The sequence below is a fragment of the Vibrio coralliirubri genome (assembly GCF_024347375.1).
Classification (GTDB): domain Bacteria; phylum Pseudomonadota; class Gammaproteobacteria; order Enterobacterales; family Vibrionaceae; genus Vibrio; species Vibrio coralliirubri.
Map to the genome: position 1 here is coordinate 696,853 of NZ_AP025470.1, position 16,527 is coordinate 713,379.

12 protein-coding genes are annotated in these 16,527 nt (G+C 45.7%); 5 read left to right on the forward strand and 7 right to left on the reverse strand.

What is annotated here, in order from left to right:
- Positions 1-281: 281 nt before the first annotated feature.
- From OCV20_RS03410 to ebgR, 5 genes are all read right to left on the reverse strand, one after another.
- Complete coding sequence (locus tag OCV20_RS03410) at positions 282-1,715, reverse strand: amino acid permease (protein WP_048615552.1); 1,434 nt, start codon at positions 1,713-1,715, stop codon at positions 282-284.
- 572 nt (positions 1,716-2,287) lie between these two features.
- Positions 2,288-3,712, reverse strand: a complete 1,425-nt coding sequence (locus OCV20_RS03415; RefSeq protein WP_048605567.1) for an amino acid permease — start codon at positions 3,710-3,712, stop codon at positions 2,288-2,290.
- Between the two features lie 198 nt (positions 3,713-3,910).
- Positions 3,911-4,363 (reverse strand): beta-galactosidase subunit beta, encoded by a 453-nt coding sequence (locus OCV20_RS03420; protein WP_048605561.1) that lies wholly within the window; start codon positions 4,361-4,363, stop codon positions 3,911-3,913.
- A gap of 3 nt (positions 4,364-4,366) precedes the next feature.
- Positions 4,367-7,489 carry a beta-galactosidase subunit alpha gene (gene ebgA, locus OCV20_RS03425; protein ID WP_086775133.1) on the reverse strand — a complete coding sequence of 1,041 codons (3,123 nt, stop codon included), beginning with the start codon at positions 7,487-7,489 and terminating at the stop codon, positions 4,367-4,369.
- Between the two features lie 324 nt (positions 7,490-7,813).
- Positions 7,814-8,797 carry a transcriptional regulator EbgR gene (ebgR, locus tag OCV20_RS03430; protein ID WP_017069515.1) on the reverse strand — a complete coding sequence of 328 codons (984 nt, stop codon included), beginning with the start codon at positions 8,795-8,797 and terminating at the stop codon, positions 7,814-7,816.
- 393 nt (positions 8,798-9,190) lie between these two features.
- Here ebgR and galE point away from each other — a divergent pair, with 393 nt between their 5' ends.
- From galE to galM, 4 genes are all read left to right on the forward strand, one after another.
- Positions 9,191-10,201, forward strand: coding sequence for a UDP-glucose 4-epimerase GalE (gene galE / locus OCV20_RS03435; RefSeq protein WP_086775132.1), 1,011 nt, complete (start codon positions 9,191-9,193; stop codon positions 10,199-10,201).
- A 228-nt stretch (positions 10,202-10,429) separates the two neighbouring features.
- Positions 10,430-11,485, forward strand: coding sequence for a UDP-glucose--hexose-1-phosphate uridylyltransferase (locus tag OCV20_RS03440; RefSeq protein ID WP_086775131.1), 1,056 nt, complete (start codon positions 10,430-10,432; stop codon positions 11,483-11,485).
- A 231-nt stretch (positions 11,486-11,716) separates the two neighbouring features.
- Positions 11,717-12,877, forward strand: a complete 1,161-nt coding sequence (gene galK / locus OCV20_RS03445) for a galactokinase (RefSeq protein WP_086775130.1) — start codon at positions 11,717-11,719, stop codon at positions 12,875-12,877.
- Between the two features lie 111 nt (positions 12,878-12,988).
- Entirely contained in the window at positions 12,989-14,068 is a 1,080-nt protein-coding gene (galM, locus tag OCV20_RS03450) for a galactose-1-epimerase (RefSeq protein WP_086775129.1), read from the forward strand.
- A 219-nt stretch (positions 14,069-14,287) separates the two neighbouring features.
- Here the strand turns inward: galM and OCV20_RS03455 are convergent, their stop codons facing one another.
- Entirely contained in the window at positions 14,288-15,286 is a 999-nt protein-coding gene (locus OCV20_RS03455; protein WP_048605550.1) for a substrate-binding domain-containing protein, read from the reverse strand.
- A 197-nt stretch (positions 15,287-15,483) separates the two neighbouring features.
- Here OCV20_RS03455 and OCV20_RS03460 point away from each other — a divergent pair, with 197 nt between their 5' ends.
- The gene (locus OCV20_RS03460; protein ID WP_017060796.1) at positions 15,484-15,816 is read left to right on the forward strand and encodes a tRNA-binding protein; all 333 of its coding nucleotides are present in this window, start codon (positions 15,484-15,486) and stop codon (positions 15,814-15,816) included.
- Positions 15,817-15,862: 46 nt separating this feature from the next.
- On the opposite strand, the gene OCV20_RS03465 is transcribed toward OCV20_RS03460, so the two are convergent.
- Positions 15,863-16,417: a gamma-glutamylcyclotransferase family protein gene (locus OCV20_RS03465; protein ID WP_086775128.1), complete on the reverse strand. Its 555-nt coding sequence runs from the start codon at positions 16,415-16,417 to the stop codon at positions 15,863-15,865.
- Between the last annotated feature and the right edge of the window lie 110 nt (positions 16,418-16,527).

Below are 16,527 nucleotides of genomic sequence, written 5' to 3' on the forward strand. Positions count from 1 at the left end.
AGTTTAAAAGTGTGATCTATTTTTAGTAAATATTTACTTTGTTTTTATTTTGACTTTAAGTTGAATGTGTAGAGGCATGGCTAGGGAGGTAGCTATTCAATCTATGAATCATTTTGTAGGCGGTTCGATTGTTGACTCGAATGCCTTCTTTCTTGAAGGCTTTGGTGAAATTTAGGTGTTGAGTGGGAATGTACCGACAAATAAAAAGGCACTCACCAAATGCGAGTGCCTGAAGTTTAAATGTGAGTGCCTTGAGCTTTCAATCAGAGCACAGGGTAAAACTAAGCGTTCGCCGGTTCAGGCTTTGCTTCTAGTTTTTTCTCTTCTGGAGATAAGCTTTTCTCGTATTGACCGTACTTCCACCATGCGTAGCCAAGGAAGATCACTATCCCGCCCACGTTGTAGAAGATGATGGTCATGATGTCTGCGCCAGTAGGGAAGGTAGAAGCGAAGAAGCCAACCGTAAAGATAGCGATAAGAATCGATACTGCAGTAATACCGACCGTACGAGAACCCATGCGGAAGTCACGAGGAAGGTGATCCAGTTTCACGCGTAGGTGAAGGTAAGCAATCATGATGAACAGCGGCGGTAGCATAGAAGCTGCTGCAGTCATGTTGATGATGGTGCTCATCAAGTCTTGCACTGTGTCAGAGGCCAACGTTGGGATGAACATCAGTGGAATTACGATGAAGAACTGAACCCATGCCGCGCGCTCTGGAACGCCCTGTTTGTTAAGTGCGACAGTTTTCTCGCCGAAGATACCTTTAGGGATTTCAGAGAAGAAAATCTTAACGGGCGTCGCTGTCCACATTAGTAGAGAGCCCAGCATCGCCGTGAATGAAACCACACCAACGAAACGGTTCATCAAGATTTCAGACAGGCCAAAGTGTCTTGCTAGCCCTTCAAATACCTGAACAGAGCCGCCTGTAAATTTAAGTTCTTCACGCGAAACAAATACGTTCGCTAATACCGATCCTACTGAGTAAAGCGCACCGATGAAGATACCCGCGATGATGATCACTTTAACGAAAGACTTGTGACCGCCTTTGATGTCATTAACGTAAACCGCGACTGATTCTGCACCGCCTGCCGCCATGAAGATCCAAGTGATTACGCCAAGGAATGCCCAGTTGAAGCTTGGTGTCATGGCTTCGATGGTGATTGGGTCAGCTGGCTCGATACCGCCTACCAAAGCCCCGCCAGATAGCAAGATGTAAGACATCGTTAGCAGCAGCATCAGTGAGGATGTTAGTGAAGTGATAGGACCCAGTAATTTCGCGCCGTTGTTAGAGATATGAGTCGCGACCGCAAACAAAATGGTACTCAGAATCGCGGTGGTCATTGGCGTGAATATGTACTCAAAACCTAAGAACGCATACGACGCGTAAGCGATGATTCTAGGCAACAAAGAGGTGAAGAAGAACAGGTTAACAAACCAGTAGGTGTAAGCTGAAATAAACGCCCAGCGGCCGCCTAGAGAGCTTTTAACCCAAGAGTAAACACCCGCTTCAGAGTCTTTATTCAGTGACACAAACTCTGCAACGATCAAACAAAATGGCACAAAGTAAAAGATGGTTGCTAGAAAGAACATCGGAGCCGAGGAAAGACCGATCTCGATGTTGTTATTAATGATGTTATTGAAGCTGTATACCGCCGCGAAGGTCATAGACAGTAGGGCAAATTTGCCTATCGTACTGCGTTTATTTTCGGACATGATGTTCTCCGGTGAATCACGTTGATGATCGTTATAACTTGGTCCTAGAGAGGGAAGCTCTAGGCCGCACTTTTATTGTTATGTTGGTTTGGCAAACACCCGCTTTGTTTTGTCAGGGTTGGCTCATTGTTGTTTTTATAGATTTACGATCGGACTTCTTTGGGCTTTTTCTCTCTGGTATTTCAGTAAACTTATTACCAAAACAAAGAGTTAAAGATTAAGAAGTTCATTGAAGAGATTGCTGGTTTCATTAACGACGATTTATAAGGCTTGTAGGGGCTTTGTGTCGCTTTTTTCATATGAATCAGTTTGTCTCTTCAGCAAGAAGATTAAAGATTAAGCGGCGGGAAGTTAATCGAAATTGATCAAATATGTGACCTCGAGTAAATAAATTTAGTTAATGTTTTACCTTGGTTTTTATTCGAGTTTTATTACCTATTAATTGGTGTTTTTCGTGAGCTGAAACCTTGACGGAACGCCGTTTTTATTTATCGGATTTCCTTTTAATTGTCTGATTTAAAACAAAAAAAGCGCCTTAGTAGGCGCTTTTAAAGTTGGGGGGATGCAGAGTGCTACGATTGCTTAGCTGTTTCTAGCTTTGCGTCTTTACCTGCCTGCTTTTTTTCAAAGCGAGAGATCCACCACCAAGCGAGACCAGAGAATACCGCTGTCATGAATACGTTGATAAAGAAGGCTTGAACTAGGTCAACACCTGTTGGGAATGCAGATGCCGTCATACTCACAACGAAGATGCCGATAAGTACAGATACAACAGCCATACCTTGAACTCGAGTACCCATGCGGAAATCACGCGGTGTGTCGTCATGCTTCAAGCGGAATACAAAGTACGCCACCATGATGAAAATCGGCGGAAGCATTGCTGTACCAGCCGTTAGGTTGATTGCTGTGTTCATCATGTCTTGTACTGATTCCGAGCCGAAGCCGTTCACCACAAGCATCACGAATACAAACGCGAACTGCCACCAAGCTGCACGTACTGGCACGCCGTGTTCGTTAAGCTCTGTTGTCTTCTCGCCGTATACACCTTTAGGGATTTCAGAGAAGTGAATTTTTACTGGAGCTGCTGTCCACATCATCATTGAACCGAACATAGCAACGAATAGGATAATACCGACGAAGCGACCCGTTAGAGATTGTGAGATGTCGAAGTAGTTCGCCATACCTGTGAAGATTTCAACCATGCCGCCAGCGTAGGTCAGTTCATCACGAGCAACGAATACGTTAACAAGCAGAGAGCCAACGGCGTACATTGCGCCGATTGCGATACCTGCACCAATGATAACCTTGATGAAAGACTTGTGACCGCCCTTAACATCGTTTAGGTAAGCGGCTGCAGTTTCAGCACCACCGGCTGCTTGGAAGATCCAACACATAATACCTAGCGTTGCCCAGTTGATGGTCGGTGTCATTGCTTCAAGCGTGATTGGCTCTACTGGTTCATGGTTGCCGCCCAGTGCCATTAGTGCACCGATAACGTAGATTGCAAATAGAGCGAATACACCGTAGGCCACGATCTCGGCAATCTTACCTAGCCAGCTTGCGCCTTTGGTTGAGATGTGTGTCGCTGCTGCAAACAGAGCAATCGAGATAGCCGATGTGACGACTGGAGAGAAGGCGTATTCATAGCCCAACATCGCGTAAGACGCATAGGCGATTACGTTTGGTAGTAGGGATACAAACCAGAAAAGGTTTACGAACCAGTATAAGAACGAACCTAGGTAGGCTGCTTTTGAGCCTAGCGGTTTTTTAAGCCAGTCATACATGCCTGACTCAGAATTTTTATTTGCAGATACGAATTCAGCAATGATGAACACGAATGGAATGAAGTAAATAAGGGTAGCGAGCAAAAAGATAGGGGCTGAACTCAATCCCAATTCGATGTTGTTGTTTACAATATTGCGAACGTTAAATACCGCTGCAAATGTCATGGAGAGTAGGGCAAATTTGCCTAACTTACCGCGTACAGATTCAGACATAGTGTCCTCCAAGGGTCACGTAATTATAGTCGTTATATCTTTAGGCTTCCTTGTAGGGAAGAAGCATAAAGGCGTTTGCAGTGTGGCTGAGCCTTGAACGGCAAGCCTCAGTCACACTGTGAATAGATCTTGTGGTTGCTACTTTCGGCTGTTTGGCTTCGGTAGCTTAATGTCGGTTACTTATTTAGCTTCCGTTACTTACTTATTAAGGAAGTAGCCGTCTTCAATGGTCACTTTCAGCACCACTTTGCGAACTCGGTTATCACCGTGAAAGCGGTAAGCTTTGCTGTTATCAAAGATCGCCACTTGGCCTTCAACTAACTCACGAGTCTCGCCGTTACCCATGAGGTGTTCACGGTCGGTTTCATCGCTGTAAGCTTGGGTCTGTTCAAGCTGAGACTTATCTGCAAACTCAACCGTTTCACGACCTTCCAAGTAGTAGTGCACATCAAAGTAACGGCGGTTACCGGTGAAGTTTTCTGTGTTACGAGCCACGCCGTCTTCAATCATGTAGGCCAGTGAGTCACCAATGGAATACATCACGCCATCTTTGATGTTGCCGATGTTTTCAATCGCTTCTACACAGCGTTGCCATTTACGACCGTCGCGGTAAACGACTTTAAATTGCTCTAGGTTGTCTAAAACGATCATCGCTTATGCCTCGTTCTGTTGTGGTTGAGTTGTTGGCGTATTCGCCGTGAAGAACTCCTCACCAAAGTTGTGATTGATTAGGTGTTGTGCGTCGCAATCGCCTGCTTGGAATGGAATCAGAGTTACGCCGTAGCGGAACTCGTCCATGTACACGCGGTAAGAATCCAACACTTCGCTGCCCCAAGAGTTTGAGCCTAAACCCATCACTTGGTGGTCTAGATTTAGGGTGATGTAGCCACTCTTCTTTAGCTCTATCGTGTGCTGTGCTTGATGCAGGTTTTGGTTGGTGTAGAACCATGCGCTGAAGTTGATTTCTTGCTGTGGTTTTACTGCAATACCATTACCCGCGCGGCTTGAAAGCGCAGCCCAGCGAACGTGTTGGCGGTTGCCGTTATTTTGTGGGAACGGGTAGTTCTCGAACATGTCATCCACCGTTGATTGGTAAACATCAATCATGTTGGCTTGCTTGCTGTCTTGGTAGTTCTCTTCAGGGCCGCGGCCGTAGTATTGAACTTGGTCGAAGTCGCCATTGATGCCCATATCGAAACCAATGACTGGAATCACGTGTGGGTAATCACCGTAACGCTCGCCGCTCAGTTCAACGTTTAGCTGACCTTCGGCACTGATCTGGTAGCGATATTCACAACGCATGCCGAAATCAAATACTGGTGGAGCAATGATGCTGGTGGTGGTGATCTCTACCTTGCCGTTTACCTGCTCGACATTCACGCACTCAAGGTCAATGCTACGGAAGTGTTCCTGCATGATCTGTAGGTGCGCAGGTTCCCAGTAACCATCGTGCTCTTGCTTATGGTTATCGATCATTGGCTTGAAGAAGTTCAGCTTAGGCTCAGACTTAATCAGTTCCTCGCCATTCACTAACCATGACGTCAGTTTGCCGTTCACTTTCGAGAAGTTCAGAGCAAAGTTGTGACCTTTGATTAGGTAGGTTAAGCGAGATTCTTCAACATTCAGTGCTGTCGCATTGTTGTTGGTGAAGGCTTCAAGTTGTGCTGTGTTCTCTTTCAGTTGGAATTGGTAAACCGCGATGTCGTGGTTCGCTTCGCTGTATGAAGTGCGAGAATCCTTACGAACCGTAAAGTTCACAAACACTTCACGCTCATCAAGCTGTGGCAAGTTAAGCGTCAGTTCACGGCTAGAGTTTTCAGCCAGTTCTTCAACCTTGATGTGCTGTACGGCAATGGTTTCACCCTCAGCGCGAATTTCCGCAGTGATGGTGTAGTCATCGATGTTTGAGAACCAAAGCTTGTTGTCTACCGTGAATGTGCCGGTTTCTGCATCGAAATCGCGAAGCTTCACTGGGGCAATCACTTGCTTGTACTCTTTCAAGCCAGGGCCTGGCGTTTGGTCTGGGTAGATCAAACCATCCATGCAGAAGTTGTAGTTATTCGGGTAATCACCGTAGTCACCGCCGTACTTGTAGAACTCTGTGCCTGCTTCATCACGCGCTAGAATGCCGTGGTCACACCATTCCCAAACATAGTGACCTTGAATTGCGTCATGCTTGTAGAACACGTTTTGGTATTCAGTTAAACCGCCCGGGCCGTTACCCATTGCGTGTGCGTATTCGCAGATGATGCGTGGTTTTTCGTGTGGGAATTCACCGAAGGCATTCATCAGTTGAGCGCGTGAGTACATGGTTGAAATGATGTCGACCACTTCAGCATCACGGTCTTCTTCATAGTGAACCAGACGCGTGTCATCAATTGCTTTTGCAGCATCGTACATAGAGCGGATGTTGCAGCCGTAGCCAGACTCGTTACCCAATGACCACATGATGATAGAAGGGTGGTTCTTTTGAGCGTGGATATGACGTTCGATACGTTCAACAAACACCGCTTCCCACGCAGCATCGTTAGTGATGCGGCTTAGGTCGCCAACGTTAGCAAAGCCGTGTGTTTCAACATCGGTTTCGCCCATCACGAACAGGCCGTAGATATCACACAGTTCGTAGAAGCGTGGGTCGTTCGGGTAGTGCGCCGTGCGTACTGAGTTGATGTTGTGTTGCTTCATCAACACTAAGTCTTTCTCTACGCGATCCATGCCAACCGCACGACCTTTTAGGTGGTCGTTGTCGTGACGGTTTACACCGTGCAGCATCACGTATTTGTTGTTGATGTAGAACAGACCATCGCGAACTTTAATGTCACGGAAACCAACACGCTGTGGGATCACTTCCAACACCTTGCCGTCATCGTCTTTCAGCGTAAGCAGCAGTTGGTACAGGTAAGGGTTCTCAGCGTTCCATTGAACTGGGTTCACCACGTCAATAGAGAATTGAGTACTCGTATTGCCGTTAGTTGGGACAGATAAGCTATCTACTGAGCCTTGCGAGATAACTTGGCTGCCATCAAGCAATGCGTACTCAAGGGTTGCGTTTGCCGCTGCTGCTAGGTTTTCTAGTTCCACTTTGCACGACAGGGTAGCGCTTTGGTAAGCGTCGTCGAAGTCAGTGCGAACGGTAACGTCTTGAACGTGCAGTCGTTCTTTACCTACTAGGTAAACGTCACGGAAGATACCGCCCGTCCACCACATGTCTTGGTCTTCAATGTAGGTAGAGTCGGCCCACTGCATCACTCGAATAGAAAGTAGGTTGTTGCCTGCTTTTACCTGGCTAGAGATATCGAACTCAGCGGTTAGGCGGCTGCCTTTGCTGAAGCCCACGTATTCGCCGTTTACGTAAACTTCGAAGTAAGTTTCAACGCCATCAAATTTGATGATGGTTTGTTTCTCGCCCCAGCTTTCGCCAAGGAAGAAAGAGCGTTGGTATGCGCCGGTTGGGTTGTCTGATGGTACGAAAGGCACATCAATTGGGAATGGGAAACCTTCATCCGTGTATTGAAGATCGCCGTGGCCTTCCATCTGCCACATGTTTGGAACCGTGATGTTGCCCCAGTCGCTCATTTTCTGAGAATAGAACTCTTCAGGAACCAATAGTGGGTTAGTGAAATAGCTGAAATTCCATTGGCCACTCAATAGTTGGAAGTGGCTGCTCAGTTCACGCTGAAACGTTTTTGCATTTTTTTCTGATGCGTACGAGAAGAAGTATGCACGCGGTGCCATACGGTTCTCATGTAAGTTCAGGAAGTTTTCCCAGTTGTTCACGTTGCCTCTCTCTCGGTCTGAATGCAGTTTGCTGACCGACGTTCTTATGCGTAATTGGGTCGTAGTGAATACGAGTATTTTTGGACTGAGGTAATTATTAGTAAAAGTTTTACTAAATGAAATTGGTGAAAACGTTTTACTTTAACTTCATCACGTTTTTTATGGCCTTTTTACGGTGCTGTGTGATCCACTTAAAAGAATGCTATTAGCTGTTTTATGCAGCAGGTTAAAGAGGGGGATATGTGTCGATTGATGTATTTTACGGACACAAAAAAGGCCACCTTCAACAAAGGCAGCCTTTATTTATCTACTTGATATATTTGATTATTTAGTTGTATCGCGCAGCTTAAGTTTGCTTGGTACATAGACGCGTAATGGGATGGTTCGGCCGTCGCGTACTTTCTCGATCAGCAGGTTAACGCCTTGAATTCCCATTAGTTCAGAGTGAATACGAACAGTCGATAAAGATGGGAAGGTAAATTTAGCTGTTGGGATGTCGTTTACACTGATCAGCGCAATATCTTCAGGAATGTTTAATCCGTGCTCATGAACTGCTCGTAAAACGCCAATTGCGATGGAATCTGACGCAATAAACATGGCTTTAGGGTAGTCGCCCGTCGCGAGCATCTGTTTTGCAAGCTTGTAACCTGAAGAGCTAGAGAAGTCACCACGGTAGATGTCTTGCTCACTGACAACGTTCTTGAGGCCACCATATTCAGCAAAAGCGACTTCACGAATATCAGGGGTATTGACGTCGTCTTGGCCACCAATAAAGCCGATGCGCTCATAGCCTTGGTTGATAAAGAAGTTGGTGATCTCTTTGCTGATCAAAGCCAGGTCGATATCGACAGAGTCATAAGGTTCTGAGTGATCGGTAAAATCGACATAACAGATATTATCGCTCAGCTTTTTAGCTTGCTCGATAACCTCTGGTGTCATTCTACCCACCAACAAAACCCCGGTGATTGGCGCTGAATTGATCTGTATTTTACTTTCATAACAGTTGGTTAGCTTAACTTCCATCTTTTCACATTGGGTTTCAATCCCGTGGCGAATAGATAGATAGTAAGGGTCGTTAACTTCCGCTTCTTGCTTGTAGTTATACAGTGCTAGAAAGTGATGGTTTTGTTTTTTACTGCTAACGGTTTTTCGTGAGCTGCTGGTTTTGTATTCCAACTTCTCTGCAATTTCAAAGATACGCCTTTTGGTCTCTTCCTTGACGCTTAATGTTGGATCTTCATTGAGAACCCTTGAAACTGTAGCCAATGATACATTCGCTTCAGTCGCGATATCTTTTAACGTTGCCATACTCACTTCCTGTTATTGGAACATTGCGCTGCTTTGAAATTGGTATTTAGTAAAAAAGCAATGCACCTCTTTATTCTACAGACCTATTGTAATCAAACTGGACGTCATTGCATTAACTTTTAGTAAAATAAATGCTCAACTCATCTGTGATGTCTCAAATCTAACTATCTATAATTATCTTATTAAAATTCAATGAATTAGAGGTTAGCGGCTATACATTTTCTCTATGTCATGAGCTGTACCAATGATGAAAGTTAGTGTAAACGTTTACACTTCGTGGTTTTGATCACAGAATTATAGTCAAAATGGCTGCTACTATTTCTGACATACGGTGCTACTGAGCTGAATATTAGTTCGAGTTAGCCCACGAATGACGACAAAGAGAGGTTGATTGTGAAAGTATTGGTTACGGGCGGCATGGGTTACATCGGAAGTCATACATGCATTCAAATGATACAGGCAGGTATGGAGCCGATCATTGTTGATAACCTTTGCAACAGCAAAGAGCTAGTGCTGGAACGAATCGAGTCGTTAACTGGCAAGCGACCAACGTTTTATCTTGGCGACATTCGTGACCAATCTTTTCTAGATAGCGTGTTTTCAGAAAACGATATCCAAGCGGTGATTCACTTTGCTGGCCTGAAAGCGGTAGGGGAATCGGTGGCTAAGCCTTTGGAATATTACGATAACAACGTCAATGGTTCACTAGTGTTAGCTCGCAGCATGAAGAAAGCGGGCGTGAAAAGCATCGTATTTAGTTCTTCGGCTACCGTTTACGGCGATCCAGAAGTGGTGCCTATTACTGAAACTTCACCAACTGGCGCGACAACCAACCCTTATGGTCGCAGTAAGTACATGGTCGAAGAATGTTTGAGTGATTTGTTCCACGCGGAGAACGATTGGAGCGTCACTTTACTGCGTTACTTCAATCCAGTTGGCGCACATCCATCGGGCACTATGGGTGAAGACCCACAAGGTATCCCAAATAATTTAATGCCGTTTATTGCTCAAGTAGCCGTCGGTCGCCGTGAAAAACTGGCTGTTTTTGGAAACGATTACCCAACAGTCGATGGCACAGGCGTTCGTGACTATATTCATGTAATGGATTTAGCGGACGGCCATGTCGCAGCACTAAAAGTGGTTGGCGAGAAAGCGGGCTTACACATTTACAACCTAGGTACGGGCAAAGGCTCAAGTGTACTCGAGATGGTTGAAGCCTTCGCACAAGCATCGGGTAAATCGGTTCCTTATGAACTTTGTCCACGCCGCGCTGGTGACATTGCCGAATGTTGGGCAAGCACTGAGAAAGCCGAGAGAGAGCTTGGCTGGAAGGCGACGCGTAGCGTGATGGAGATGACGGCGGATACGTGGAATTGGCAGTCGAATAACCCACAAGGTTACTAAATAACTTTTAAGTTATTGAAAAAATAGAGATTCCAGATATCTCGCACCTCGATTCTGGAATGACGGATGAGCATAAGGCTATGAAGTGGTTGCCTTTGCACAAATAGCACAACGAGATTACACGCCATTCCCTACAGCGAGAAGCGAGCGTGATAGGGAGTCTCCTTGTAGAAGAATTATTCATCTTGGTGAATTGACCAAGACACAAAATTTGAGAGCAATCTAAACATGTCAAAAGTTGAATTTAACCCAGTAGACCACCCGCATCGTCGTTATAACCCATTAACGGGTCAGTGGATCTTAGTATCACCGCACCGAGCAAAACGTCCTTGGAGTGGCCAAGATGAGAAACCATCGAACGCGCAGCTTCCTGCGTACGAGAAAGAGTGTTTCTTGTGCCCAACCAATACGCGTATCTCGGGTGACGAAAACCCAGATTACGAGGGCACTTATGTATTCAGTAATGATTTCGCGGCGTTGATGCCTGATTCGCCTGACGCTCCAGAGTCTGAAAACCCTCTATTTAAGACTCAAGGTGTTCGCGGGTTGAGCCGCGTGATCTGTTTTTCTCCGGACCACAGCAAAACGCTGCCAGAGTTACCAGTAAACAAGATTCGCGGTGTTATCGACACATGGAATGAACAGATTGAAGAGCTAGGTAAAGACTACCTATGGGTTCAAGCGTTTGAAAACAAAGGCGAGACCATGGGCTGCTCTCAGCCTCATCCGCACGGTCAGATCTGGGCAAACAGCTTTTTACCCAACGAGATTGAACGCAAAGAGAAACTGTTAAAAGAGTACTTCGAACAACAAGGTTCGAATCTTTTAGTGGATTACGTTGAAGCTGAAATGAAAGACGGCTCTCGCACTGTGGTTGAAACTGAACATTGGATTGCTGTGGTGCCTTATTGGGCGGCGTGGCCATTTGAAACCATGTTGCTACCAAAAACACACATCCGCCGTATGAGCGAACTGACTGACGAACAACGTGATGATTTAGCGCTTGCGATTAAGAAGCTGACCAGTCGCTACGACAACTTGTTCCAATGCTCATTCCCTTACTCAATGGGCTGGCACTATGCGCCGTTCTTCGAAGAAGGCACCGACATCGAACACTGGCAGTTGCATGCATTGTTCTACCCGCCACTGTTACGCAGTGCTTCGGTTCGTAAGTTCATGGTCGGCTACGAAATGCTGGCTGAATCTCAGCGTGATTTAACCGCAGAACAAGCCGCGCAGCGTCTTCGAGATTTGAGTGACGTTCACTATAAAGAGCAGGAATAGCCTGTTTCGTAGATAACGAGTGAGATTCCTGATATTTCGTCCCTCTATTCTGGAATGACGACAGGTGAGAAGCCCACAAGTGTAAGAGCTTAGAAGCTTAAAAGTTCAGTCGCTGATGTTGTCATTCCCTACCGTGAGAGACGAACGAGATAGGGAACCTAAAAGAATTAAAGTGGTGCCGTGAAGGGACCATAACCAATTGAACAAAGAGTTTAACCAGAGAGTTTACTTATGTCTGACCTAATCCAAAACGTGAAAGCATCTTTTGAGCAAGTCCTTGGTTACCAAGCTACTCATATTATCCAAGCACCAGGTCGTGTGAACCTGATCGGCGAGCATACCGACTACAACGATGGTTTTGTTCTACCGTGTGCCATTAACTACCAAACGGTAGTCGCCGCGGCTAAACGTGACGACAACATTGTTCGCGTAGTATCAGTGGACTACGGTAATGCAGTCGATGAGTTCGATTTAACTCAAGAGATCACCTTCCAACAAGACAAGATGTGGGCTAACTACATTCGTGGTGTGGTGAAGTGCTTAAAAGGTCGCGGCTTTGAATTTACAGGCGCAGACATCTCTGTAACGGGCAACGTGCCTCAAGGTGCAGGTTTAAGTTCTTCTGCGGCACTGGAAGTGGTGATTGGTCAAACATTCAAGGTGCTTTACAACCTAGAGATCAGCCAAGCTGAAGTGGCGCTAAATGGTCAGCAAGCCGAAAACGAATTTGTGGGCTGTAACTGCGGCATCATGGACCAAATGATCTCTGCAGAAGGTCGCGCAAACCACGCGATGCTTTTGGATTGTCGTAGCCTAGAGACTCAAGCGGTTTCAATGCCAGAAGATATGGCTGTGGTTATCATCAACTCAAACAAGAAACGCGGCTTGGTCGACAGCGAATACAACACACGTCGTGAACAGTGTGAAGAAGCGGCGCGCATCTTTGGTGTTCCGGCACTTCGTGATGTGACCATTGAGCAGTTTAGAGCGAAAGAGTCTGAATTGGATGAAATGGTCGCGAAACGTGCTCGCCACGTGATTACTGAAAATGACCGTACCGTTGAAGCGGCTCAAGCTCTGCGCACTCATGATATGAAACGCATGGGGGAGCTAATGGCTGAATCGCATGCATCAATGCGTGATGATTTTGAAATCACGGTTAAAGAGATTGATACGCTGGTTGATATGGTCAAAGAAGTGATCGGTGAACAAGGTGGCGTGCGTATGACTGGCGGTGGTTTCGGTGGTTGTATTGTGGCATTGGTTCCACCTGCATTGGTTGATGAAATCAAAACAACCGTTGAACAGAAATATCAAGCGGCGACGGGGCTAAAAGAATCTATTTATGTGTGCCAAGCGAAAGACGGAGCAGGCTTAGTTGAAGTAATCTAACGGCTTCGAGACTTAATATAGAGCTTACCAAGTAAAAAGATCATGGTAGGCCAAATGCTAAAGCCTTTACTTCAGGTAGAGGCTTTTTACTGGCACTAGAAGGAATTTAGAATGACACAAGAGCAAAACCTGCATCAATCCATGACGCAGACTCCAGCCTATGATGGCGACCCCGCTCAGTTAGTGACGCTATCAAATACGCATGGCATGCAAGTGACATTCATGGATATTGGTGCAACATGGTTGAGCTGTATCCTGCCAGTAAAAGGAAACAAAAGAGAAGTTTTGTTGGGTGTTAACTCAATGGAGAACTTCAATAAACAAGCCAGCTATATGGGCACAACCGTTGGCCGTTATGCTAACCGCATTGCTAATGGTCGCTTTAAAATTGATGGTCAGAATTACAAGCTGGAAACCAACCAAGCGGGCAATACCTTACATGGTGGCCCGAACGGATTTGATAAACGCCGTTGGAATATTGCCGAGCAAACCGAAACGTCAGTGGTGTTCACTCTAGAGTCTGCTGATGGCGACCAAGGATTCCCGGGGAATTTGAATGTGTCGGTGCGTTATGACATCACCGAAGACAATCGAGTTTCCATTAATTACTCTGCAACCACAGACAAGCCGACTGTGGTTAACCTAACGAATCATGCTTACTTCAATCTACTTGGCGCAGAAGCTGGACACGACTGTTTGTCACACATTGTCAGTATCAATGCTAATCAGTTCTTACCGACCAACTCGGTGGGAATTCCATTAGGTAACCTTAAGTCGGTGAAATCGACTAGCTTCGACTTCAATCAGCCTATGATGATCTCAGAACGTTTGTTGGGCGATGAACAGCAGAAAGCAGCAAAGGGTTACGACCACTCTTTCTTATTGGCTGATGGCTGCAAACGCACTCAATGCGCCGCGACCGTAACCTCACCGGATGCGCTCGTCACACTAAAAGTATTTTCAACCAAACCTGCGATGCAGCTATACACCGGAAACTGGCTTGGTGGCACACCAAACCGAAGTGGTGGCAGCTATGAAGACTACGCTGGTTTGGCGCTAGAAACCCAGTTCTTACCTGACTCTCCTAACCACCCAGAGTGGAAGCAGGACAGTTGTATTCTCAAGCCTGAACAAGAATATAACTACAGTACCTGTTACCAGTTTGAATTTTCGGGGGATTCTTCAAACTAGTACGCTCTAGCTCAAAGCGGTTACGCCAATATCTTTTGCTTGTGAATAGGACGATGTGAATTATTGCGTTGTTCTTGGAGGATGAGCAAAAGTGGCGCTCAACAAGAGTGCGGTTTATTAAGCGCGATTATTGAGTATCTGAGTAAGGTAGGAAAGCCCTAACAGAAGCGATTCTGTTAGGGCTTTTTTTTGTTTATTACTTGATGAGTCGACCAGAACTTAGACTTTCTCTACCGAATTGCGGCGTACCAGAGTTGGAGAGAACATCATTGGCTCAGTAGAGGTGTTTTCACCTTTGGCTAAGTGCAACGCGAGTCGTGTCGCTTTTTCTGCCATCATCTGAATCGGGTAGCGAATAGTGGTGAGCTTTGGATGAACATAGCGGGCAATCAAGCCATCATCGAAGCCGATGATCGACATTTTGTCCGGCGCTTGAATACCGTTTTCATCAAGGACAGACAAAGCACCAGCTGCCATATAATCGTTGTACGCCACAATGCCTGTGATCGGCAGTGATTTAGTCAAAAGGTTAGTCATGGCGTATTCGCCACCGTCACTGGTGGGCGCTGAGTATTCAATATAGCTGTCAGAGAGCGCTATTTTGTAATCTGAGAGTGCCGCTAAGTATCCTTGGATACGCTCATCGGCATCTTCAATACTATGCGATGAGGCGATACAGGCAATGTTCTTATGGCCATGGCGGATCAAATATTCCGTCGCAAGATACGCGCCTTTCTTGTTGTCCAAGAAAATACAACGGTTGGCAATCTCAGCAATATAACGGTTGATCAGCACTAAGCCTTTGACTTCTTTTGCATAGGCAATCAGTTCTTCGTCTGTCAGGCCTTTTGAGTGAATCACTAAGGCGTCACAACGGCTATTAATCAGCAACTCAATCGCTTGTCTCTCTTCTTCACGATCGTGTGAGCCATTACCGACAAGGATATGTTTTCCGTTCTCACGAGCGACATTATCGACAGCCTTAACCAGCGTGCCAAAAAAGGGATCGGAGATGTCACCGACCAATACACCAACAGTGTTTGTGCTTTGGCTTACCAGCGCTCGAGCATTGGCATTCGGGCGATAGCCGAGTTTAGACATCGCTTTAGTTACAGACTCTACCGAGCTTGCACTCGCCTTGGGAGACTTGTTGATCACTCGAGATACGGTTGCAACAGAAACACCAGCTTCCTTTGCTACATCTTTAATTGTTGCCATTTTTAACCTCTATACATTGCTGCATCTATTTAACACCGACAATGATAGTAAGGCAACGAAACTCTCATTTTACTTCCAGTAATGAGATCTTTACCGCTTGTAATTATTAGGCTTAATGCTAGTGTAAACATTTACATTTTACTTAATTTTAGTAAATGATTTAATGAGTGAAAACAAACCAATATAGGAAGTGAGAAATGGATACTGTCTCTTATGGTGACTTTGCTAAGTTAGAAATGCGTGTAGGTAAGATCATTGAGGTTGTGCGTCATGAAAACGCAGACAAGCTGTACATCGTGCAAGTGGATGTTGGTGACAAGACACTGCAAACGGTGACCAGCCTAGTTCCTTATTACACAGAAGAAGAGTTAATGGGTAAGCAGGTTGTTGTTTTGTGCAATCTAGCGAAGGCGAAGATGAGAGGCCACACTTCTGAGTGCATGTTGTTATGTGCCGAAACGGAAGATGAATCTGAAAGTGTATTGCTAACACCTGAACGTGCGATGCCTGCAGGTATTCGTGTCGTTTAAGCTCACTTTAGGTTGGTGAGTCAATGTGTTCACCAACCTAAATCAACTAGCTGCGCACGGTCAGTATCAAGCCATCAATCACACTGTGATGGTGGTCGGAAACCCCAGCAAGGTTGCCGTATTTAGGCTGGTGGCGATCATTTTCTAATGGGTGATGCCAACCTTGTGTGTGTTTAACAAAGTGCGCCGCAAAGCTTTCAGACACCTCTAAACATCCTGCTAATACCGTATCGACATAGGTTTGAACGATAGGGCTTTTTTCGCAAGGTGCTTCAATCTCGTCTTTGATGTAAACCCAGATCGATTGATCCTGTTTGAACTCATCTTGGCTTTCTATCTGAGAGGCCTTTAATTTGATGCGGTGATAGCCACGCTCACGGCGATCAAACTCAGCCAGTGCAATATCATCCACCTCAAGCAACACACCATTCACTTGTCCCTCGCCGAGATTGACGATCAAAGGTGATAACACATAGCTGTCATCGATCTTGCTCCAATGGCGAATTAAGCCATGAACAATCGCAGGGATCGCTTGCCCTGTCTGACCGGTAAGCTGGCGTGAAGATGAGTTGATTAAACTGCCATAACCAAAAATATACATCGCATTCCTTGTCTGAGTTGTTCCATTTAAGTCTAGTCTTACTATATGTGGCGAGATACCAAAAGTCAGTAAGTTTCTATTTATACATCTATAGGTCTTTATGACTCTTT

Coding starts and splice junctions, on each gene's coding strand:
- OCV20_RS03410 (WP_048615552.1), bottom strand. CDS start 1,715: ATGTCCGAAAATAAACGCAGTACGATAGGCAAATTTGCCCTACTGTCT.
- OCV20_RS03415 (WP_048605567.1), bottom strand. CDS start 3,712: ATGTCTGAATCTGTACGCGGTAAGTTAGGCAAATTTGCCCTACTCTCC.
- OCV20_RS03420 (WP_048605561.1), bottom strand. CDS start 4,363: ATGATCGTTTTAGACAACCTAGAGCAATTTAAAGTCGTTTACCGCGAC.
- ebgR (WP_017069515.1), bottom strand. CDS start 8,797: ATGGCAACGTTAAAAGATATCGCGACTGAAGCGAATGTATCATTGGCT.
- OCV20_RS03440 (WP_086775131.1), top strand. CDS start 10,430: ATGTCAAAAGTTGAATTTAACCCAGTAGACCACCCGCATCGTCGTTAT.
- galK (WP_086775130.1), top strand. CDS start 11,717: ATGTCTGACCTAATCCAAAACGTGAAAGCATCTTTTGAGCAAGTCCTT.
- galM (WP_086775129.1), top strand. CDS start 12,989: ATGACACAAGAGCAAAACCTGCATCAATCCATGACGCAGACTCCAGCC.
- OCV20_RS03455 (WP_048605550.1), bottom strand. CDS start 15,286: ATGGCAACAATTAAAGATGTAGCAAAGGAAGCTGGTGTTTCTGTTGCA.
- OCV20_RS03460 (WP_017060796.1), top strand. CDS start 15,484: ATGGATACTGTCTCTTATGGTGACTTTGCTAAGTTAGAAATGCGTGTA.
- OCV20_RS03465 (WP_086775128.1), bottom strand. CDS start 16,417: ATGTATATTTTTGGTTATGGCAGTTTAATCAACTCATCTTCACGCCAG.